This window comes from Cellulomonas sp. P1_G12_2, from assembly GCF_056405535.1.
On record NZ_JBFUBX010000001.1, the window covers coordinates 366,775 to 384,975 of the forward strand.

The window sequence follows — 18,201 nt, forward strand, 5'->3', positions numbered from 1 at the left end:
GATGTGGTGACGCCGCCGGCTCAGCCGGGAGAGGGCACCGCGTCCGGCTCGTCCGCGGGGGCGGCGAACGCACGCGCCTTCGTCGCGGACACGTGGTCGCGCTCGGCGCCGCGGATGCTCGTCGCGAAGGCCAGCTCCGCGTCCGTGAGCTCCGCAGCAGCGACGACGCCCTCGGCCTCCTCGACCGGACCGCGCGCCCAGGACCGCCGCACGGCGACGAGCAGCACGGCCGCCACGACGATGACCCCGGCCATCACGGCACCCATCGTCACGGCGGTCGGCTCCCCGCCGAGGCTCGTGAGGGGCGCAATGACCGCGCCGAGCCCGAACTGCAGAGCACCGAGCAGCGCCGCGGCCGACCCGGCCCGGTGCGGGTTCGACGCCAGCGCGATCGCCGGTGCCGAGGGCAGGACGAACCCGGCGGTGCCGAGCGTGAGCACGAGCAGGACGGTGACGGGCCAGAAGGGAGCGCCGAGCAGCGTCGCGGCGAAGAGCGAGAGGCTGAGCACCAGGCCGGCGGCCACGGCACCGGACAGGATCTGCTCCGGGCGGAACCGACCGACGAGCGCGCCGTTCACCTGCGACCCGGCGGTGATCGCGACCGCACCGGCCGCGAAGACCCACCCGAACTCCTGCGGCGAGAGGCCGTAGCCGTCCTGGAACACGAACGTCGACGACGCGACGTAGGTGAACATGGCCGACAGGTAGAACGCGGACATGAGCGCGAGCCCGAGGAACGGCAGGTCGGTGAGCAGGTCGCGGTAGGTGCGCAGCGCCGCCCCGGTGCCGCCCGTGCGGCGCAGCTCGGCGGGCAGCGACTCGCGGAGCGTGAACCACGCCGTGACCAGCAGGATCGCGCCGGTGGCAGCGAGGAACACGAAGATCAGCCGCCAGGTCCCGAACAGCAGCAGCTGCGCACCGATGGTGGGCGCCAGGATCGGGGCGACGCCGACGACGAGCATGAGGCGCGCCATCACCTTCGACACCGCGAGGCCCTCGAACCGGTCGCGGACGATCGCCAGCGACAGGACCATGCCGGCGGCGGCGGTGAAGCCCTGCACGAACCGGAGCGCGGTGAACGCGGTGATGTTCTCCACGAGGGCGAGGCCGAGGGACGCCAGCACGTACACGGTGAGCGCACCGAGCAGAGGCCGGCGGCGACCGAACGCGTCGGAGATCGACCCGAACAGCAGCTGCCCCAGGGCGAGCCCTGCCAGCGAGGCCGCGATCGTCAGCTGGACGGCCGCGGCGGGGGAGTTCAGGTCGTCGGCGATCTGCGGGAACGCGGCGAGATAGGTGTCGAAGGTGAGAGGGCCGATCGCGGTGAGCGCCGACAGCAGGAGGACGAAGCCGACGCTCACGCGCGTCGCGGGGATCCGGGCCATGACTGACCCAAGGTTGCGGACCGCAATCATCTTCCCGGCATGTCCACTCCGTGGGACGGGGCATCGGGTGGCGTGCACCACGGACCGTCACGTCGAAGCGTCGTCGTGCCGATGATCAGGGAGTGACGGGACCGCGAGACGACGCGCCTGCACGAGTCGACGTCCCGCCCGCCGCGACGACGCGGACTCGGGGGCGCGCGGCGACGAACGCCGGCGTCGTCGGTCTGGTCGCCGTGATGCTCCTCGGCCTGACGTCCGGCTGGTCGGGCGCGCTGATGTTCGCGGCGCTGTACATCGGCGTGACGGCGCTGTACGCCGTGGTGCGCCGGCGCTCGTGGCTGGGGCCGATGCGTCGCGGGGTGTCCGCCGCGCTGCTCGCGGGCTCGTTCGCCGTGCTCGTCGTCGTCTCCGCAGTGGCGGCTCCGGCCCCCACCCCTCCCGTGGCCGCGTCGACACCCTCGCCGACCGCCGCAGGACCCAGCCCCACGGCCGACGCGAGCGTGAGCCCCGAGCCGACCGCCGAGGAGCGGGCCACGACGCCGCCCGAGCTCGAGCCGGCTCCCGAGGCCGAGCCTGCCGCCGCGCCGCCCGGGACCGCGCTCGGCACCGCGGCGCTGCTCGCGGTCAAGGGCCGCGCCCCGAAGACCGGCTACTCCCGGGACCTGTACGGCCAGGCGTGGAAGGACGTCGACCGCAACGGCTGCGACACCCGCAACGACGTCCTGCGCAGGGACCTGGTCGACCAGCTGCTCAAGCCCGGGACGAACGGCTGCGTCGTGGCGTCGGGCACCCTCCGGGACCCCTACTCCGCTGCGGCGATCGCGTTCGTGCGCGGCCAGGGGACGTCGACGGCGGTGCAGATCGACCACGTCGTCGCCCTGTCGGACTCCTGGCAGAAGGGCGCCCAGCAGTGGGATGCGCCGACCCGCGAGGCGTTCGCCAACGACCCCCTGAACCTGCTCGCCGTCGACGGAGGGCTGAACCAGCAGAAGGGCGACGGCGACACCGCCACCTGGCTACCGCCGAACACCGCGTTCCGGTGCGCGTACGTGGCCCGGCAGGTGGCCGTGAAGCACGCGTACGGGCTCTGGGTGACGCAGGCGGAGCAGGACGCGATGATTCGCGTGCTGTCGACGTGCCCGGCGGAGCCGCTGCCGCCGGCGTCGCCTGTGCCGTCGCTCACCGCTGAGGCACCCCCCGTCGCGGCCGCCCCGGACGCAGCGCCCGCAGCACCAGACCTCCCGGCACCAGCACCGCCCGCCGCGATCTCGGGACCGTTCGCCAACTGCACCGAGGCCTGGGCGGCGGGGGCCGCGCCCGTGCTCGCCGGCGACCCCGGGTACGCGCCCAAGCTCGACGGGGACGGCGACGGTATCGGCTGCGAGAAGCGTCCCTGACCAGCGGAGCGGGCCGGTGCCCCCTAGCGTGAAGCCGTGAGCGTGCGCGGAGCGGTGGCCGGGGGGATCGTCGTCGTCGTGGTGCTTGCCGCCGGTGTGCTGGTGGCGGACCGGGTGACGCACTCGACGGCGGAGCGGCGGGTGTCCGAGGCGATCGAGCAGAACCTCGACGTCGTGGGTACCCCGACGGTCGACATCGGCGGGTTCCCGTTCCTCACCCAGCTCCTGGCCGGCTCGGTGGACGAGGTCACGGGCGCGGTCGACGGGGTCACGCTCGAGGGCATCGACGCCACTGACGTGACGATCGACGCGCAGGACGTGACCACCTCCGAGCCGTACACCCTGGGCACCGCGACGATCGCTGCGACGCTGCCGACGGCGTCGATCGAGCAGATCGTCGCGGACCGCTCGCAGCTGGACATCGCGGTCGCGGTCGACGGTCAGGCGTTGACTGCCTCGGGCACGGTGCTCGGGCTGGAGCTGGCGGCGAACCTGGTGCCGCGGGTCGAGGACGGGCGGCTGCTGGTGACCGTCGAGAACGTGCAGATCGCGGGGCTGACCGTGTCGGTGGACGACCTGCCGCGGGCGATCGGCAACCGCCTGACCGACATCGAGATCCCCGTGAGCGGACTCCCGGAGGTCCTCGTCCTCTCCGACGCGACCGTGGTCGCCGACGGTGTGCGCATCACCGCGAACGGCACGGACGTCGTCCTGCCCACCGAGGCGCCTCCCGCTCGGTAGGGTCCGTCCTGCCCGCCCGGCTGGGTGGTCGACGACGGACGAAGGACCCCCGTGGACTGGCTCGGCGACGCCTGGCAGGACATCACGACGCCCCAACCGGTGCCGTCGAGCACCGTGGTGCTCCTCACCGCGGCGGGGGTTCTGCTCGTCCTGCTCGTGCCGACGGCGTGGCACGTCGCCCGGCACGGGCTGACGATCGTGCACGAGGCGGCGCACGCCGGCGTCGCGGTGCTCGTCGGCCGCCGCCTCTCGGGCATCCGGGTGCACTCCGACACCTCCGGCCTGACGGTGTCGGTGGGCAAGCCGCGAGGTCCGGGCATGGTGGCGACGGTCGCCGCGGGGTACCTCGGCCCGGCAGTGCTCGGCGTCGGCGCGGCGTGGCTGCTGTCGCGCGGGTACGCGGTCGCGCTGCTCTGGATCCTGCTCGTGGTGCTGGTCCTCGTGCTCGTGCAGATCCGCAACTGGTACGGCCTGTGGTCCGTGCTGGTGACCGGCGCGCTGCTGGTCGGCGTGACGGTGTGGGGCTCGGCGACCGTGCAGAGCGTCGCGGCGTACGCGATGACCTGGTTCCTGCTGCTCGGTGCCCCGCGCGCGGTGCTGGAGATGCAGTCGGAGCGCCGGAGGGCGCGGCGGCGCGGGGTGGCCGACACCTCCGACGCGGGCCTGCTGGGCCGGCTGACGCACACCCCCGGCTCCCTCTGGGTGGGCATCCTGCTGCTCGTCTGCCTGGCCGCCCTCGCCCTCGGCGCGATCTGGTTGATCGGCCTGCAGGTCTAGAGCGTGCGCCGCATGATCGGCCGCTCCGGCGACCGTCGCGCCACCTCGACGAACCCCGCCGCGGCGAACGTCGTCGCGTAGCCCGTGCTCGTCGCGCTGGGGGAGACCGACCCGTCGAGCGGGTAGGCCTCGACCGCGGGCGCGCCGGCGGACCGGGCGAGCTGGACCGCCCCGGCGATCAGGTCGGACGTGACCCTGGCGCGACGATGGCCCTTGCGCACGTAGAAGCACGTGATCGCCCAGACCGGTACGTCGTCGACGCGCCGCAGCCGCCACTGGCGGTCGATCGCCGGGACGGTGTCGCGCGGGGTGATCTGGCACCAGCCGACCGCGACACCGTCCCGGAACGCGAGGAGCCCCGGCGGCGGACCGCCCGCCACGACCGCGTGCAGGTCGTCGCGGTTCTGCTCGGCGGTCCGACGCCGGTACTCCGGCCCGATCCGCCACGCCATGCACCAGCACCGCGCCGCGGGACCGCCGTGGTCCAGCAGCTCCTCCAGCGCCGGCCAGCGGTCCGGCGTCAGGGGGAGGACCTCGGTCATGCCGTGCGACCGACGACGCGGGGGTGGTCCTTCCACGCGGGCATGGTCGCCATGTACGTGAGCGTCTCGGTCTCCAGCTGCTCGCGGGGGGCCGACGGGTGCTGCCGCGACTGCCAGCCGACCATGCGCTCGAAGCGCTCGTCGAATGCCTGCAGGTTCCCGTCCGCGTCGGTGCAGTACGCGCAGTACTGGCCGGACTCGATGGGCATGCCGCAGCTGTCGCAGTGCAGGTCGTGCGTCGTCATGGTCGTGCTCCTTCGTTGAGGGCGTGCAGGATGCCGACGAGGGCCGTGCGGTCCTCGGCGGACAGGGTCGCGGCCGCGCGCGCGATCAGCTCGGTGGACAGGACCTGGCGGTCGCGGTCCAGGGCGTCGAAGCCGGCCGGGGTCAGCCAGACGAGCGTGCGACGCCGGTCGTGGGGATCGGGCTCGCGCGCCAGCAGGTCCTTGGACTCCAGCTGGGTGACGATGTCGCTCACCACGGACTGCGCGCGGTCGAGGTGCTTGGCGGCCTCGCCGACGGTGAGCGGTCCGGCGTGCGCGAGGTGCAGCAGGACCGCCCGCGACGCCCCCGACATCTGCGACCGTTTGCCGTCGCGACGGTGGAACCGCAGGTAGGCCTGCTGGAACGCCTCCTCGAACGCGCGCGCGAAGGCCTGCGGGTCGTCCGTGGGCTCGGGGGAGGTCATGGGCGCCACGCTGCTCCTGACACGATTCATCGTCAATCCCGATGGATGATCGTCGGGTGATCCTGGTGCGCGGCGGCCTGCTGGCCCGTGACGAGCTGGTCCGCGCCGACCTGCGGGTGGTCGGCGACCGGATCACGGAGATCGGTCCGGACCTGCCGGTCGACGGTGCGGACGTCCTCGACGCGGGCGGGCTGGTCGTCCTGCCGGGGTTCGTCGACGCCCACGCGCACGCGGATGCCGGGGTGCTCGACCCCGACGTGCAGGCGGCGCTGACCCACCAGGGAGTGACCACGGTGGTGCTCGGCCAGGACGGCGTCTCGTTCGCGCCCTCACCGCCGGGGTCGGGGGCCACCGAGTACGCGGAGCGGTACTTCGCCGCCATCAACGGCACGCACCCGACGTTCCGCGGCGGGACGGTCGCGGACCTGCTGGCGACCTACGACCGCGCCACCACGGTGCACACCGCCTACCTGGTCCCGCACGGGACGCTCCGGTACGCGGTGCTGGGGGCGGACGACCGACCTGCCCGGCCCGACGAGGTCGCGGCGATGGCCCGCCTGCTGGAGCAAGGGCTCGACGACGGCGCCCGCGGGATGTCGACCGGGCTCGAGTACGCGCCCGCGTCGTCCGCGGACCGCGGGGAGCTGCTCGCCCTGTGCGAGGTGCTGGCTAGGCGGGGTCGGCCGCACGTGTCGCACATGCGCGGGTACGAGGACAAGGCCCCCGCGGCGCTCGCGGAGCTGCTCGACCTGGCCCGCGCCACCGGCGTCGGCACGCACGTGTCGCACTACCACGGGCCCGCCGAGCGCCTCGGCCCGCTCGTCGACGACGCCTTGGCCGAGGGCGTCGACCTCACCTTCGACGCGTACCCGTACCTGCGCGGTGCGTCGATCCTCGCCCTCGTCGCACTCCCGGACTGGCTGCCGCTCGCCGACGCCGACCGCACGCTCGCTCTCCTGGCCGACCCCGCGGTCCGCGACCGGCTTCCCGCGCACGACGACGTCTGGCCGCGGGTGACGCTGGCGTGGGTGCCGGGCATGCCCTGGGCGGAGGGGCTGTCGCTGCTGGAGGCGGCGAGCCGTCTCGGCATGACCCCCGCCGACGCCGTCCTGCACCTGCTGGTCACGACGAACCTGCAGGTGGGCTGCGTGTTCGCCCAGCCGCCGACGAACTCCGACGAGTCCATGCGCGCCCTGCTCCGGCATCCCGCGCACTGCGCCGGGTCCGACGGCATCTACCAGGGCGGCCACCCCCACCCGCGCGGCTGGGGCACGTTCGCTCGCTTCCTCGGCCGGCACGTGCGTGAGCTGGGTGACTGGGACTGGCCCACCGCCGCGACGCACCTGTCCACGACGGCCGCACGGCGGTTCGGCCTCGACGACCGCGGGACCCTGCAGCCGGGCGCGCGGGCCGACGTCGTGCTCCTCGACCCGGCGACGGTCACCGACCGGGCCACGTACGACGAGCCCCGCAGGCTGGCGTCGGGGGTGCAGGCGGTCCTCGTCGACGGCGTCCCGACCCTGCGCGACGCGCGCCTCACCGGCGCCCTCCCCGGTCGCGCGGTCCGCTGAGGAAGACTGTGCCCGTAGCGCTCACCACCGAGAGGCAGTGCGATGACCCGCGAGAAGATCAGCACCCCCGACGCGCCGCAGCCGGCGGGCAACTACTCGCAGGGGATCCGGCTGGGCAACCTCGTGTGGACCGCGGGCTTCGGGCCGCAGCACCCGGTCACCGGCGAGATCCCCGCGTCGGTCGCCGAGCAGACGCGGCAGGTGCTCCGGAACGTCGAGGCGACGCTGGTCGCGGCCGGGCTCGACCTCGGTGACGTGCTGAAGACGACCGTCCACCTGGCCGACCTCGCGGACTTCGCGGAGTTCGACGAGGCCTACGGCGAGTTCTTCCCGTACCCGAAGCCGGCGCGCACGACGGTGGGCTCGCAGCTGGCGGGGATCAAGGTCGAGATCGACGTGATCGCCGGCCGGCTGACGTCCGACGACGACTAGGTCCGCCCACCGCTAGAACCAGGTGGTGACGACGTCGACCACGCGGAGGTCGGCGTCGAGCACCGGGATCACCCGCCACTTGTCGAACGCCGTGCACGGGTGCGAGATGCCGAGCTCGATCAGGTCGCCCACGCGCAGCTCGGTGCCGGAGCCCTCCAGGTAGGCGTGCTGGTCGTTGGTGCGCGTGACGGTCCAGCCCTCGATGTCGACCGGGTCCCCGGAGGGCCGGTGCCGGCGCAGCGGGACCGGGAGGCCGGCGTCGTACGGGACGTCGCGCTTGCCGGCGCCGACCAGCGCGAGCCCGGGCTCGGGGGTCGACGACACCTGCGCCCAGACCCGCAGCGCCGGGTGCAGGTCGCCGGCGATGCGGGTGAACGGCGTCGACGCCACATAGGTCCCGTGGTCGTGCGTCACGTAGGAGCCCGACCGCACGATCGTCACGCTCGGGACGCCGGCGATCTCCGACCCGCCGAGCACCTCCGCGACGACGTCGAAGTAGGCGGACCCGCCGGCGGAGAGCGCCACGTGCTCACCGAGGAGTCCCGCACGGACGAGCATCTCCGCCACCGCGCGGACGTCGGTGAGGAACGCCCGCGCTGCGTCGACGTCGCCGAGGCCGCCCTCGTAGGCGCTGACCCCGACGAGCTCGATCCCCGGGACCCCCGCCGCGCGCTGCGCCACCGCGAGAGCCTGGTCGCCGGTGCGCACGCCGGTCCGACCGCCGTCGAAGCCGACCTCCACCAGCACGCGCAGGTGGCCGTCACCCACCGCGGCGGCAGCGGCGTCCACCGCCTCGACGGAGTCGACGCACAGGAGGATCTCGGCGTCGGCGGCCGTGGCGATCCAGCGCAGGACGGTCGGGTCGAGCACCTCGTTGGCCACCAGCAGCCGACGCACACCGAACGAGTACGCGGCGAGCAGCTGGTTCCCGGTGGCCACGGTGATGCCCCAGGCCCCGGCGTCCAGCTGCGCGGCGAACAGCTCGGGCGACATCGTCGTCTTGCCGTGCGGTGCGAAGACGAGGCCGTGCTCGGCGGTGAACGCCGCGAGCTGCGCGACGTTGTGCGCCAGGGCGTCGGCGTCCAGGGTCATCGCGGGCCAGGTCAGCGAGCCGTCGGTGAGCGTGTGACCCGCGGCGACGAACTCCGACCGGGTCACGGGGGTCGGCGCCCAGACGCCCTTGGTCGTGGGGCCGAGCAGCAGGGGAGGCAGGCGCAGCGTCATGGTGGCTTCACCGTACCGACGACGCACCGTCCGAGCTCCCGGTCCAGCGCCTCACGTTCCGGGGCGGTGACCCACAACCCGTACGCCGCCTTCACGCGCACCTGCCGCAGCGCGTAGACGCAGCGGTACCCGCGGTTGGGCGGGAGCCAGGTCGCCGCGTCGCCGGCGCCCTTCTCCTGGTTGGCGGGACCGTCGACGGCGAGGAGGTTGGCGGGGTCGTTGGCGAACGCCTCGCGCTCGGCCGGCGACCACTCCTGCGCGCCGGTCTGCCACGCGTGCGAGAGCGCGACGACGTGATCGATCTGGACGGCCGCCGAGTCGGGTCCGCGAGCGAACGGGACCGGCACGCCGGTGTAGGGGTCGTCGAGCGTGCCGCTGAGGACCACGCAGTGCTCGACCACGGTGTCCAGGAGGTCCCGCCGCAGGATGTCGTTCCGGGTGTCGCAGCCGTTGCGGTCCACGTCGGCCCACGCCTGGCCGAACCGTTCCCGGGCGTACCCGGTGCTCGGTGCCCTGCCGCGGACGGGGAGGGCGTCGAGCGCCGCGTGGCCGGCGGCGAGGTCGTCGGCGGTCACCGCGTACCGGGCGGCGACCCGGGCCTGGGACCAGGCGGGTGCGCCGGCTCCGATCGCGACGCAGACGACGAGGCCGACGAGCCACGGGCCGGGGCGCTGCCAGGAGGTCACCGTGCCAGGGTGGGCATCGCGTGCCGCACGCAGGGCCTCTCTTGTGGACCGCCGGGGCTGGGGGCGGCTCGCTTGACTTCGAGTGCACTCGAAGGCGCACCATCGACGCCATGAGCGTCGTGACGGACCGGGTGACCCTGAGCATCGCCGAGGCGGCCGAGGCCACCGGCCTGACCACCCACACGCTGCGCTACTACGAGCGTGACGGGCTGCTGCTCGACGCGGTCGACCGGGCGTCGTCGGGCCATCGCCGGTACTCGGACGACGACCTCGGCTGGATCCGGATGATCACGCGCCTGCGTTCCACCGGCATGCCGATCCGGGAGGTCCGCCAGTACGCCGACCTGGTCCGGGCGGGCGACGGCAACGAGGCCGAGCGGCTCCAGCTGCTGGTCGCGCACCGCGACCGCGTCCGGCAGCAGCTGGCCGAGGTGGCCACGCACCTGGAGGCGATCGAGCTCAAGATCGGCCTGTACGAGCGCAGGACCTGCACGAACGCCTGACATCACCTCCGCAGTGCGGCACGTACGGTCGCTCACGTGACCGACAACCGCTCGCGTGGAGACCTCGTTCCGCTCAGAGGAACGAACCCCTCACGCGAGAGGGTGCGGCCGCTCGCCGCGCTCGCGGCCGCCGGGCTCGTCGCGCTCGGGCTCCTCGTGTCCCGGCTCGACCACCCGCTCGCCGATCCCGTCGGCGACGCCCTCTACGCCGCGTTCGTCTACGCGCTCCTCGTCGTCGTCGCCCCCCGAGCGAGAGCGGGGATCGTCGCGGCCGCAGCCTTCGGGCTCTGCTCGCTGGTGGAGCTCGCACAGCTCACCGGGATCCCCGCCGCAGCGGTCGACGCCGTGCCCGCCGCCCGCTACGTGCTCGGGACCACCTTCGCCGCCCTCGACCTCGTCGCGTACGCGGTCGGTGCAGCGCTCGGGGCGTTCGTCCGGCGGCTGTCGGTTGTGCCAGGCTGACCCAGCCTGAGCCGGATCGAACAGTGGAGCGCCGATGGATCCGTCGTACAGCCTGGCCGTCCGGCTGACCTGCGAGTTCATCGGCACCGCGATCCTCATCATCCTGGGCAACGGCACGGTCGCGAACGTGCACCTCAAGGGCTCCAAGGGGTACCGCGGCGGATGGTCGCTGATCGCGATGGGCTACGGGTTCGGCGTGATGATCCCCGCGATGATGTTCGGCGGGATCAGCGGCAACCAGATCAACCCCGCCTTCACGCTCGGGCTGGCCGTGTGGGGGCTGTTCCCGTGGAGCGAGGTGGCGCCGTACATCGTCGCGCAGATGCTCGGTGCGATGGCCGGCCAGATCGCCATCGTGGTCACGCACAAGCCGTACTACGACATGACGACCGACCCTGCGGACATCCTGGCGACGTTCTCCACGGTCAACGCGGTGCACTCGCGGCTCAACGGGTTCCTGTCGGAGCTCCTGGGATCGGTCGTGCTCTTCTCGTGCGCGCTGGCCATCGTGCACTCACCGCTCGCGGTGAACGAGCCCGCCGTCGCCCACCTCGCGCTCGGGTTCCTGGTGTGGGGCCTCGTCGCCGGCCTCGGCGGTCCCACCGGTCCGGCGCTCAACCCCGCGCGTGACCTCGGGCCCCGCCTCGTGCACGCCTTCCTGCCGCTGAAGCACAAGGGCCCGTCCGACTGGGGGTACTCCTGGGTGCCCGTGGCGGCCCCTCTGCTGGGCGGCATCATCGGCGTCGGCGGCTGGTACCTCCTGCTCGGTTGACGCCAGCGCAAGACGAAACCTGCTGTGTACCGGCATGCTCGTCCCCGGGGGTGATCGGACATGGCCGTGGACACCAGCATCTTCCGACGCAAGTCGGTCGAGGACTCCATGGAGGAGTCGCTCGATCCCGAGCGGGCGCTGCGCCGGACGCTGACCACGTGGGACCTGATCGTCCTGGGTGTCGCGGTGGCCGTCGGCGCGGGCATCTTCTCGGTGGGTGCGACAGCGGCGGCGAACTACGCCGGGCCGGCCGTGATCCTGTCGTTCATCATCGCCTCGATCGTGTGCGGGCTGGCCATCATGTGCTACGCCGAGTTCGCCTCGACGCTGCCGGTGGCCGGGTCCGCCTACACGTTCTCCTACGCGTCGATGGGGGAGTTCGTCGCCTGGATCATCGGGTGGGACCTCATCCTCGAGATGCTGCTGGGCTCGGCGGTGATCGCGAAGTTCTGGGGCGTCTACCTGGCGGACGCGTTCAGCCTGTTCGGCGTCGACATCCCGACCACGTTGCAGGTCGGCCCTGTGGACGTGGACTGGGGGCCGGTCGTCATCGTCGGGATCTTCACGGCGCTGCTGGCCCTCGGCACCAAGCTCAGCACCCGCGTCAACAGCGTGTTCACCATCATCAAGGTCGCGATCACGATCTTCGTCATCGTCGTCGGGTTCTTCTACGTGAACACGGCCAACTACTCGCCGTTCGTGCCGCCGTCGCAGCCTGCGCCGGAGCGCACCTCGCTCGAGCAGCCGGTGTTCGCGTTCCTGTTCGGCCTCGAGCCCACCGCGTACGGCGTGATCGGCATCCTGTCCGGCGCGGCGCTGGTGTTCTTCGCGTTCATCGGCTTCGACGTCGTCGCGACCACCGCCGAGGAGACCAAGAACCCGCAGCGGACGGTCCCGCGCGGCATCCTCGGCGGTCTGGCGATCGTGACCGTGCTCTACATCCTGGTGACGGTGGTGGTGACCGGGATGGTCTCCTACACCGAGCTCGCGGCGGCCGACACCCCGTCGCTGACCACCGCGTTCGTCCTGGTCGGCGCCGACTGGGCGGGCCGCGTCATCTCCGTGGGGATCCTGGTGGGCCTCACGTCGGTGCTCATGGTGCTCCTGCTTGGCCTCACCCGGATCGTGTTCGCCATGAGCCGCGACGGGCTGCTGCCCCGCGGTGCGTCGCGGACCTCCCCCAAGTACGGCACCCCGGTCCGGCTGCAGATCGGCGTCGGCATCGTGGTCGCGATCATCGCGGGGCTGTCCGAGGTGGAGCTGCTCGAGGAGATGATCAACATCGGGACGCTGTCGGCGTTCGTGCTGGTCAGCTTCGGCATCCCCGTCCTGCGCAAGCGGCGCCCGGACCTCACGCGCGGGTTCCGGGTGCCCTGGTCGCCGGCGCTGCCGATCGTCGCCGGGGTGGCGTGCCTGTGGCTGATGGTGAACCTGACCACCCTGACCTGGCTGCGGTTCCTCGCCTGGTTGGCGGTGGGGGTGGTCATCTACTTCGCGTACTCGTACCGGCACTCGATCGCCGCGAACCCGCACTTCGACTCGCGTACGGGCGCGAAGCTCTAGTCCTCGATCGGCTCCAGCACGAACACCGGGATGAGCCGGTCCGTCTTCGTCTGATAGCTGTCGTACGACGGCCAGACCTCGTTGGCGCGCGCCCACCACTCGTCGCGCTCGGCGCCGCTCGTCTCACGCGCGAGGTAGTCCTTCTTCACCGCGCCGTCCTGGAGCTCGACGTGCGGGTGCTCGACCAGGTTGCGGTACCAGGCAGGGTTCTCGGGGGTCCCGCCCTTCGATGCGACGACCGCGTACCGGCCCTCGTGCTCGACACGCATGAGGGCCGTCTTGCGCAGCTTGCCGCTCGTGGCACCCACGGACGTGAGCACGATGACCGGCTTGCCGTGCAGCGTGTTGGCCTTCTGGCCGCCGGAGCGCTCGAAGGTCTCGGCCTGCTTGCGGGCCCATGCGGAGGTGCTGGGGGCGTACTCACCAGTGAGAGGCATGTGAACCGGAACCCTCGTGCCGGGCACGCGCATTCCCTGGAGGCTCAAGTGCCTGTCCCGGGCAACCGATGAGGGCGTCACAGGGCGCGCTCGGCGCTCACGGAGAATGGAGCCCCAGCTGTGAAGTTCAACCCGCCGCCGAACTGGCCGGCACCTCCTGAGGGGTTCACGCCCGAGCCGGGTTGGACGCCGGACCCGTCGCTGCCCGCCCCGCCGCCCGGCTGGCTCCTGTGGGTCGAGGACGACGTCACGCTCGCGGGGGAGACCACCGAGGGGACGCGGCACTACAAGCAGGCCGTCACCTCGTTCTGGGTCGGCATCGGCTTCTTCCTGGCCGGCGCGATCTCCACGATCGTCACGTCGAACTCGACCAGCGGGATCTACTGGTACGGCGGCATGATCGTCGGCGTCATCTCCCTCGTCCGGGCGTTCACGGCGTACCGGTCCGCGCGCAAGGAGGGGGCCCCGTCGCTGCGAGGGACCGCCAGGATCGTCGCGATCGTCGGGCTGGTGCTCGTGGTGGGGTCGGGCGTCACCGCCGCCGCCTCGTTCTTCGGGCAGGAGAGCCTGTCCGCCACCGCCGGCTCGTGCTGGCACATCGACGACGAGGACACCGCCCTGCTGGTCGCGTGCGAGGACGCGCACGAGTACAAGGCCGTCTCCCTGGTCGACGACATCGAGAAGTGCCCCGAGGACATCTACCTCGACGGCGACGACGCCGGCACGTACCTCTGCCTGCAGCAGGACTGACGAGTGCGACGCCCCCGGTCGGTGACCGGGGGCGTCGTCGTCACTTCTTCTGCTCGTCCAGGTAGTCCTTGGCCTTCTCGACGACGCTGTCGACCGTGCTGTCCTGGCTGTCGTTGGTCCGCGCCTTGACGGCCTCGCCGGCCTTGTCGAGCGCGTCCTTGGCCTGCTCCTCGTGCCCGCTGAGCGCGTCCTTCGCCTTGCCGACCAGATCCTCGATACCCATGGCGCTGTCCCTTCGTCTCGTGACGCGTCTCAGTCTGTGACCTCGACCGCGGGAGCGCCCGACGAGCCGTGCTCGACGGTGGTCCGGGGCATGGCGGCCGCGGCCGCGACCGTGGCCAGCGCGACCAGCGTGACGGCGCCGAACGCGAGCGTGACGGCGTCGCCGAACTGCGCCGGGTCCTGCGCGGGGGTCTCACCGTTCATCAGTGCGTTGACCAGCGCTCCGAGCGCCGCGACGCCCACCGCGCTGCCCATGGACCGCGCGAACAGGTTGGCCCCCGTGACCACCCCCCGGTCGCCCCAGCCGACGCTGGACTGCGCGGCAATGAGGCTAGGGGACGCGACGAGCCCGAGCCCGACGCCGGACACGAAGCACGCGAGGCCGACGGCCCAGACCGAGGGGTGCAGCGAGGCGAGCACGAGCCCCGCGGTGCCCAGCACCACCACTGCGGACCCGATGAGCATCGTGGTGCGGAACCCGAGCCGCAGGAAGAGCCGGCCCGACTGCGACGCCGCGATGGGCCAGCCGATGGTCAGCGCCGCGAGCGTGAGCCCCGACGTCAGCGGCGAGACGCCGAGCAGCGCCTCCAGGAACGTCGGCACGTACGAGGTGAGGCCGATGAGGATGATCCCGACGCCCACCCCGACCAGCGCCGAGGCCCGCAGCAGCCGCCTCGAGAACACCCACAGGGGCAGCACCGGCTCCTCCGCCCGCTGCTCCACGCGGACGAACGCGACGAGCAGCAGGGCGCCGACGGCGAACGCCCCGACGCTCGGCACGGAGAGCCACTCCCACGCGTTCCCGCCCTCGAGCAGCGCCAGGATCAGCAGGCTCATCCCGGTGGTGAGCAGCACGCCGCCCGCCCAGTCGATCCGGTGCCGGGTGCGCTCGACCGTCTCGTGGAAGTACCGGACCAGCAGCCACGCGGCGGCGAGGCACAGCGGGATGTTGACGAAGAAGATCCAGTTCCAGGACAGGAACTCGGAGAACAGCCCGCCGAGCGTGGGACCGACCACCGACGAGACGCCCCACACGCTCGCGATGTAGCCCTGTGCCTTGGCCCGCTCGGCGACCGTGTAGATGTCGCCCGCGATCGTGATGGCCATCGGCTGCACCGCGCCGGCGCCCAGACCCTGCAGGGCACGGAACGCGATGAGGGCGGGCATGCTCCACGCGAACCCGCAGAGGATCGAGCCGAGCAGGAACAGGCCGATGCCGAGCAGGACCACCGGCTTGCGGCCGATGGTGTCCGCCAGCTTGGAGTAGATCGGGACGCTCACGGCCTGGGTGAGCAGGTAGACGGAGAACAACCACGGGAAGCTGGTGAAGCCACCGAGGTCCGCGACGATCGTCGGCACCGCGGTGGCCAGGATCGTCGCGTCGATGGCGACCAGGCCGGTGGTCACCATGATGGCGACGAGGATCGGGCCGCGGTCGGAGCGGAAGCCGACGCCGGTGCTGCTCAGGGGTACCTCCTCGGTGGTGGTTCTGGCTCGACCCTAGGCTGGCGGTGTGACGCACCAGTACGCGATGACCGGGTTCACCGTCCGCGACCACCGGGTGGAGGTGCCGGTCGACTGGTCCGCACCGGAGCGCTTCGGGTCGATCGAGGTGTTCGCCCGCGAGCTGGTGGACCCGGAGCAGGCGTCCGACGACCTGCCGCTGCTCCTGTTCCTGCAGGGCGGGCCCGGCGGTCAGGGTCCGCGGCCGCTCGGCGGCGGCTGGATCGCGAAGGCGCTCGAGAGGTACCGCGTGATCCTGCTGGACCAGCGGGGGACCGGGCGCTCGTCGCCGGTGGACGGGCGGGTGATCGGCGGGTTCGACGACGCCGCGCAGGCCGGGGACTACCTCGCGTGCTTCCGCGGGGACGCCATCGTCGAGGACGCCGAGCACCTGCGCCGGACGGTCTACGAGGGCCGGCAGTGGGCCACCCTCGGGCAGTCGTACGGCGGGTTCCTCACGCTCACCTACCTGTCGCGGCACCCCGGCGCGCTCACCCGCTGCTTCGTGACCGGCGGGCTCCCGCCGGCGACGGCCACCGCGGAGGAGGTCTACGCGCACACGTACCGTCGGCAGGCGGCGCGCAACCGCGAGCTCGCGCGCCTGCACCCGGCGGACGTGCCGGTGCTGGGGCGGATCGCGGACCTGCTCGGCGAGCGCGACGCGGTGCTCCCGAACGGCGACCCGTTCACGCCCGAGCGCCTGCAGCAGCTGGGCATGCCGCTCGGCATGAGCACCGGGATCGACGAGGTGCACTGGCTGCTGGACACCGCGCTCCGCGCCGACGGCGGTCTCTCCGACGGGTTCCTCGCGGCGGTGGCCGACCAGACCGGGTTCGACGGCGGGCCGCTCTACGCGGTGCTGCAGGAGGTCATCTACCACCAGGGCGACCGGGAGCCCGGCTGGGCGGCGCAGGCCGAGCACGACCGGTGGCCGTCGTTCGCCGCGGCCGCCCGCCCGCTGCAGCTCACTGGCGAGGTCATCTTCCCCTGGATGTACTCCCAGCACCGCGCGCTGCGCCCGTTCCGCGGGGCCGCCGAGGAGCTCGCCGCCCGGACGTCGTGGCCTGCGCTCTACGACCTGGGCCGGCTGGCGTCGAACGAGGTGCCGGTGGCGGCCGTGCAGTACTACGACGACCCCTACGTGGACCTGGACCTCGCGCTGGCCACGGACGTCGGGCACCTGGACGTCTGGATCACCAACGAGCACCTGCACGACGGGCTGCGCGCAGCCGGCGACGAGATCCTGCCGCGACTGTTCGACCTCGCCGCGGGGAAGGCGCGCGTGACGGGCCGCTAGGCCTGCGGACGTGCCTCGTGGCCGGGGCGGCCGTGGGTGCGGTTCTCCTCCTTGAGCCGCGCCTCGTACACGTGCCGGCGACCGGCCAGGAGCTCGTCGCGGACGCGCCGCTCCGCGGCCTCGAACACCCGGTAGTACTGCTCGTCGTAGGCCTCGACCACCTGGAACGTCCACCGACCCGGCAGCACGTTGCGGCCGACGAGCTCGGCGCGGAGCTCGTCGGCCAGCTCCTGGTGCCCCGACTCCGCCAGCTGGTCCAGGGCCTCGGCCAGCTCGTTGTCCGCGCGGCCGGTGAGCCGGTGGAACGCGTAGAGCATCCCGCGGGCGTGCTCGACCACCTCGAACGCGGCGGTGAGGGCGCCGACGGCGTCGACGACGGCGTCCGGGGTGCCCGGGGGCTCACGGTGGGCGTCGTCGCGCTCGTCGGCCATGTGTCGATCGTGGCCGCGACCGACTCGGCGCGCGCGTCGAAGCAATCTGCAATCAGAGGGTTGCATTTGTAGAGATCGACATCTACCGTCGATCTGCAACCAATTCATTGCAGATGCAGAGGAGCCATCCATGAGCGAGCAGGACTTCACGACGACCTACACGGTGGACCAGACACCCGACGAGGTGTTCGCGGCCGTCGTCGACGTGCGCGGCTGGTGGGTCGACGCGATCGAGGGCGGGACGACCCAGCTGGGCGACGAGTTCATCTTCCACAACGAGCCCATCCACCGGTCGGTCCAGCGGCTGACCGACGTCGTGCCGGGGGAGCGGGTCGAGTGGCTCGTCACCGAGGCGGAGCTGAACTTCGTCGAGGACACGGCCGAGTGGGTGGGCACGCGGATCCGGTTCGACATCACGCCGACCGACTCCGGGACCCGGCTCACGTTCACGCACCTCGGGCTGGTGCCGGCGCACGAGTGCTTCGAGATCTGCCACGACGCGTGGAGCTGGTACATCAACGTCAGCCTGAAGCGCCGGATCACCACCGGTGTCGGTCAGCCGGGCCAGGTGCCGACCGAGGCGCTCCGCTCGCCGGTCGTGCTCTAGGGGGCCCGTCTCGCCTGAACGGGTGAGCGGTGCGGGGCTGCGGGTAAATACGCTGTTGGGCGACGGTGGAACGCGTTACAGTCCGGCAGTCGGGGTGGGCCGGAGACGGTCGGTTACCTCACACAGGATGGACGGGTTGCGGGTTCGATTCCCGTCGCCGCCCTCGGGTGGTGTAGCTCAACCAGGCAGAGCAGTTCACATCCCGGGCGTC

Annotated in this window: 22 protein-coding genes; 12 read left to right on the plus strand and 10 right to left on the minus strand. The window is 72.4% G+C overall.

The genetic code is table 11. From position 1 onward, the window contains the following. Positions 1–20 precede the first annotated feature (20 nt). Complete coding sequence (locus tag AC1DXT_RS01830) at positions 21–1,385, minus strand: multidrug effflux MFS transporter (protein ID WP_477059671.1); 1,365 nt, start codon at positions 1,383–1,385, stop codon at positions 21–23. 122 nt (positions 1,386–1,507) lie between these two features. Between AC1DXT_RS01830 and AC1DXT_RS01835 the strand changes: the two genes are divergently transcribed. The 3 genes from AC1DXT_RS01835 to AC1DXT_RS01845 are packed head-to-tail and all read left to right on the plus strand — an operon-like array spanning position 1,508 to position 4,300. Continuing rightward, the gene (locus AC1DXT_RS01835) at positions 1,508–2,782 is read left to right on the plus strand and encodes a GmrSD restriction endonuclease domain-containing protein (RefSeq protein ID WP_477059672.1); all 1,275 of its coding nucleotides are present in this window, start codon (positions 1,508–1,510) and stop codon (positions 2,780–2,782) included. A 36-nt stretch (positions 2,783–2,818) separates the two neighbouring features. Beyond that, complete coding sequence (locus AC1DXT_RS01840; RefSeq protein WP_477059673.1) at positions 2,819–3,523, plus strand: LmeA family phospholipid-binding protein; 705 nt, start codon at positions 2,819–2,821, stop codon at positions 3,521–3,523. Between the two features lie 51 nt (positions 3,524–3,574). After that, positions 3,575–4,300, plus strand: a complete 726-nt coding sequence (locus AC1DXT_RS01845) for a M50 family metallopeptidase (protein WP_477059674.1) — start codon at positions 3,575–3,577, stop codon at positions 4,298–4,300. Here the strand turns inward: AC1DXT_RS01845 and AC1DXT_RS01850 are convergent. From AC1DXT_RS01850 to AC1DXT_RS01860, 3 genes are read right to left on the minus strand one after another with little or no spacing between them, the layout of a single operon-like run. Continuing rightward, the gene (locus AC1DXT_RS01850; protein WP_477059675.1) at positions 4,297–4,842 is read right to left on the minus strand and encodes a GNAT family N-acetyltransferase; all 546 of its coding nucleotides are present in this window, start codon (positions 4,840–4,842) and stop codon (positions 4,297–4,299) included. The genes AC1DXT_RS01845 and AC1DXT_RS01850 overlap by 4 nt on opposite strands. After that, positions 4,839–5,087 (minus strand): zinc ribbon domain-containing protein, encoded by a 249-nt coding sequence (locus AC1DXT_RS01855; RefSeq protein WP_477059676.1) that lies wholly within the window; start codon positions 5,085–5,087, stop codon positions 4,839–4,841. The genes AC1DXT_RS01850 and AC1DXT_RS01855 overlap by 4 nt, the downstream gene beginning before the upstream one ends. Further along, positions 5,084–5,530, minus strand: coding sequence for a MarR family winged helix-turn-helix transcriptional regulator (locus AC1DXT_RS01860; protein WP_477059677.1), 447 nt, complete (start codon positions 5,528–5,530; stop codon positions 5,084–5,086). Before AC1DXT_RS01860 ends, AC1DXT_RS01855 begins: the two co-directional genes overlap by 4 nt. A 41-nt stretch (positions 5,531–5,571) precedes the next feature. Between AC1DXT_RS01860 and AC1DXT_RS01865 the strand changes: the two genes are divergently transcribed. Both AC1DXT_RS01865 and AC1DXT_RS01870 read left to right on the plus strand, forming a co-directional pair. Beyond that, positions 5,572–7,101, plus strand: a complete 1,530-nt coding sequence (locus tag AC1DXT_RS01865; RefSeq protein ID WP_477059678.1) for an N-acyl-D-amino-acid deacylase family protein — start codon at positions 5,572–5,574, stop codon at positions 7,099–7,101. A gap of 42 nt (positions 7,102–7,143) precedes the next feature. Continuing rightward, positions 7,144–7,533, plus strand: coding sequence for a RidA family protein (locus tag AC1DXT_RS01870; protein ID WP_477059679.1), 390 nt, complete (start codon positions 7,144–7,146; stop codon positions 7,531–7,533). Positions 7,534–7,545: 12 nt separating this feature from the next. Here the strand turns inward: AC1DXT_RS01870 and AC1DXT_RS01875 are convergent, their stop codons facing one another. Then, positions 7,546–8,757: an alanine racemase gene (locus AC1DXT_RS01875; RefSeq protein ID WP_477059680.1), complete on the minus strand. Its 1,212-nt coding sequence runs from the start codon at positions 8,755–8,757 to the stop codon at positions 7,546–7,548. After that, positions 8,754–9,443 (minus strand): HNH endonuclease family protein, encoded by a 690-nt coding sequence (locus AC1DXT_RS01880; RefSeq protein WP_477059681.1) that lies wholly within the window; start codon positions 9,441–9,443, stop codon positions 8,754–8,756. Before AC1DXT_RS01880 ends, AC1DXT_RS01875 begins: the two co-directional genes overlap by 4 nt. Positions 9,444–9,553: 110 nt before the next feature. On the opposite strand from AC1DXT_RS01880, the gene AC1DXT_RS01885 reads away from it, so the two are divergent. The 4 genes from AC1DXT_RS01885 to AC1DXT_RS01900 all read left to right on the plus strand — a co-directional run bounded on the left by AC1DXT_RS01885 (position 9,554) and on the right by AC1DXT_RS01900 (position 12,743). Next, entirely contained in the window at positions 9,554–9,946 is a 393-nt protein-coding gene (locus AC1DXT_RS01885; RefSeq protein WP_477059682.1) for a MerR family transcriptional regulator, read from the plus strand. Between the two features lie 102 nt (positions 9,947–10,048). Continuing rightward, positions 10,049–10,408 (plus strand): ribosomal maturation YjgA family protein, encoded by a 360-nt coding sequence (locus tag AC1DXT_RS01890; RefSeq protein WP_477059683.1) that lies wholly within the window; start codon positions 10,049–10,051, stop codon positions 10,406–10,408. 34 nt (positions 10,409–10,442) lie between these two features. Then, positions 10,443–11,180, plus strand: coding sequence for an MIP/aquaporin family protein (locus tag AC1DXT_RS01895; protein WP_477059684.1), 738 nt, complete (start codon positions 10,443–10,445; stop codon positions 11,178–11,180). 60 nt (positions 11,181–11,240) lie between these two features. After that, entirely contained in the window at positions 11,241–12,743 is a 1,503-nt protein-coding gene (locus AC1DXT_RS01900) for an amino acid permease (protein ID WP_477059685.1), read from the plus strand. On the opposite strand, the gene AC1DXT_RS01905 is transcribed toward AC1DXT_RS01900, so the two are convergent. Next, entirely contained in the window at positions 12,740–13,180 is a 441-nt protein-coding gene (locus tag AC1DXT_RS01905; protein ID WP_477059686.1) for a nitroreductase family deazaflavin-dependent oxidoreductase, read from the minus strand. The two genes, AC1DXT_RS01900 and AC1DXT_RS01905, sit on opposite strands and share 4 nt — an antisense overlap. A gap of 120 nt (positions 13,181–13,300) precedes the next feature. On the opposite strand from AC1DXT_RS01905, the gene AC1DXT_RS01910 reads away from it, so the two are divergent. After that, complete coding sequence (locus tag AC1DXT_RS01910) at positions 13,301–13,930, plus strand: hypothetical protein (RefSeq protein WP_477059687.1); 630 nt, start codon at positions 13,301–13,303, stop codon at positions 13,928–13,930. Between the two features lie 40 nt (positions 13,931–13,970). On the opposite strand, the gene AC1DXT_RS01915 is transcribed toward AC1DXT_RS01910, so the two are convergent. Both AC1DXT_RS01915 and AC1DXT_RS01920 read right to left on the minus strand, forming a co-directional pair. Beyond that, positions 13,971–14,153, minus strand: coding sequence for an antitoxin (locus AC1DXT_RS01915; RefSeq protein ID WP_056085984.1), 183 nt, complete (start codon positions 14,151–14,153; stop codon positions 13,971–13,973). A 29-nt stretch (positions 14,154–14,182) separates the two neighbouring features. Then, the gene (locus AC1DXT_RS01920) at positions 14,183–15,562 is read right to left on the minus strand and encodes an MFS transporter (protein WP_477059688.1); all 1,380 of its coding nucleotides are present in this window, start codon (positions 15,560–15,562) and stop codon (positions 14,183–14,185) included. Between the two features lie 103 nt (positions 15,563–15,665). Between AC1DXT_RS01920 and AC1DXT_RS01925 the strand changes: the two genes are divergently transcribed. Beyond that, positions 15,666–16,952 (plus strand): alpha/beta fold hydrolase, encoded by a 1,287-nt coding sequence (locus tag AC1DXT_RS01925; protein ID WP_477059689.1) that lies wholly within the window; start codon positions 15,666–15,668, stop codon positions 16,950–16,952. On the opposite strand, the gene AC1DXT_RS01930 is transcribed toward AC1DXT_RS01925, so the two are convergent. After that, on the minus strand, positions 16,949–17,383 hold the full coding sequence (locus tag AC1DXT_RS01930) for a hypothetical protein (RefSeq protein WP_477059690.1): 435 nt from the start codon (positions 17,381–17,383) through the stop codon (positions 16,949–16,951). The genes AC1DXT_RS01925 and AC1DXT_RS01930 overlap by 4 nt on opposite strands. A gap of 130 nt (positions 17,384–17,513) precedes the next feature. Between AC1DXT_RS01930 and AC1DXT_RS01935 the strand changes: the two genes are divergently transcribed. Beyond that, on the plus strand, positions 17,514–17,990 hold the full coding sequence (locus AC1DXT_RS01935) for an SRPBCC family protein (RefSeq protein WP_477059691.1): 477 nt from the start codon (positions 17,514–17,516) through the stop codon (positions 17,988–17,990). Positions 17,991–18,201 lie beyond the last annotated feature (211 nt).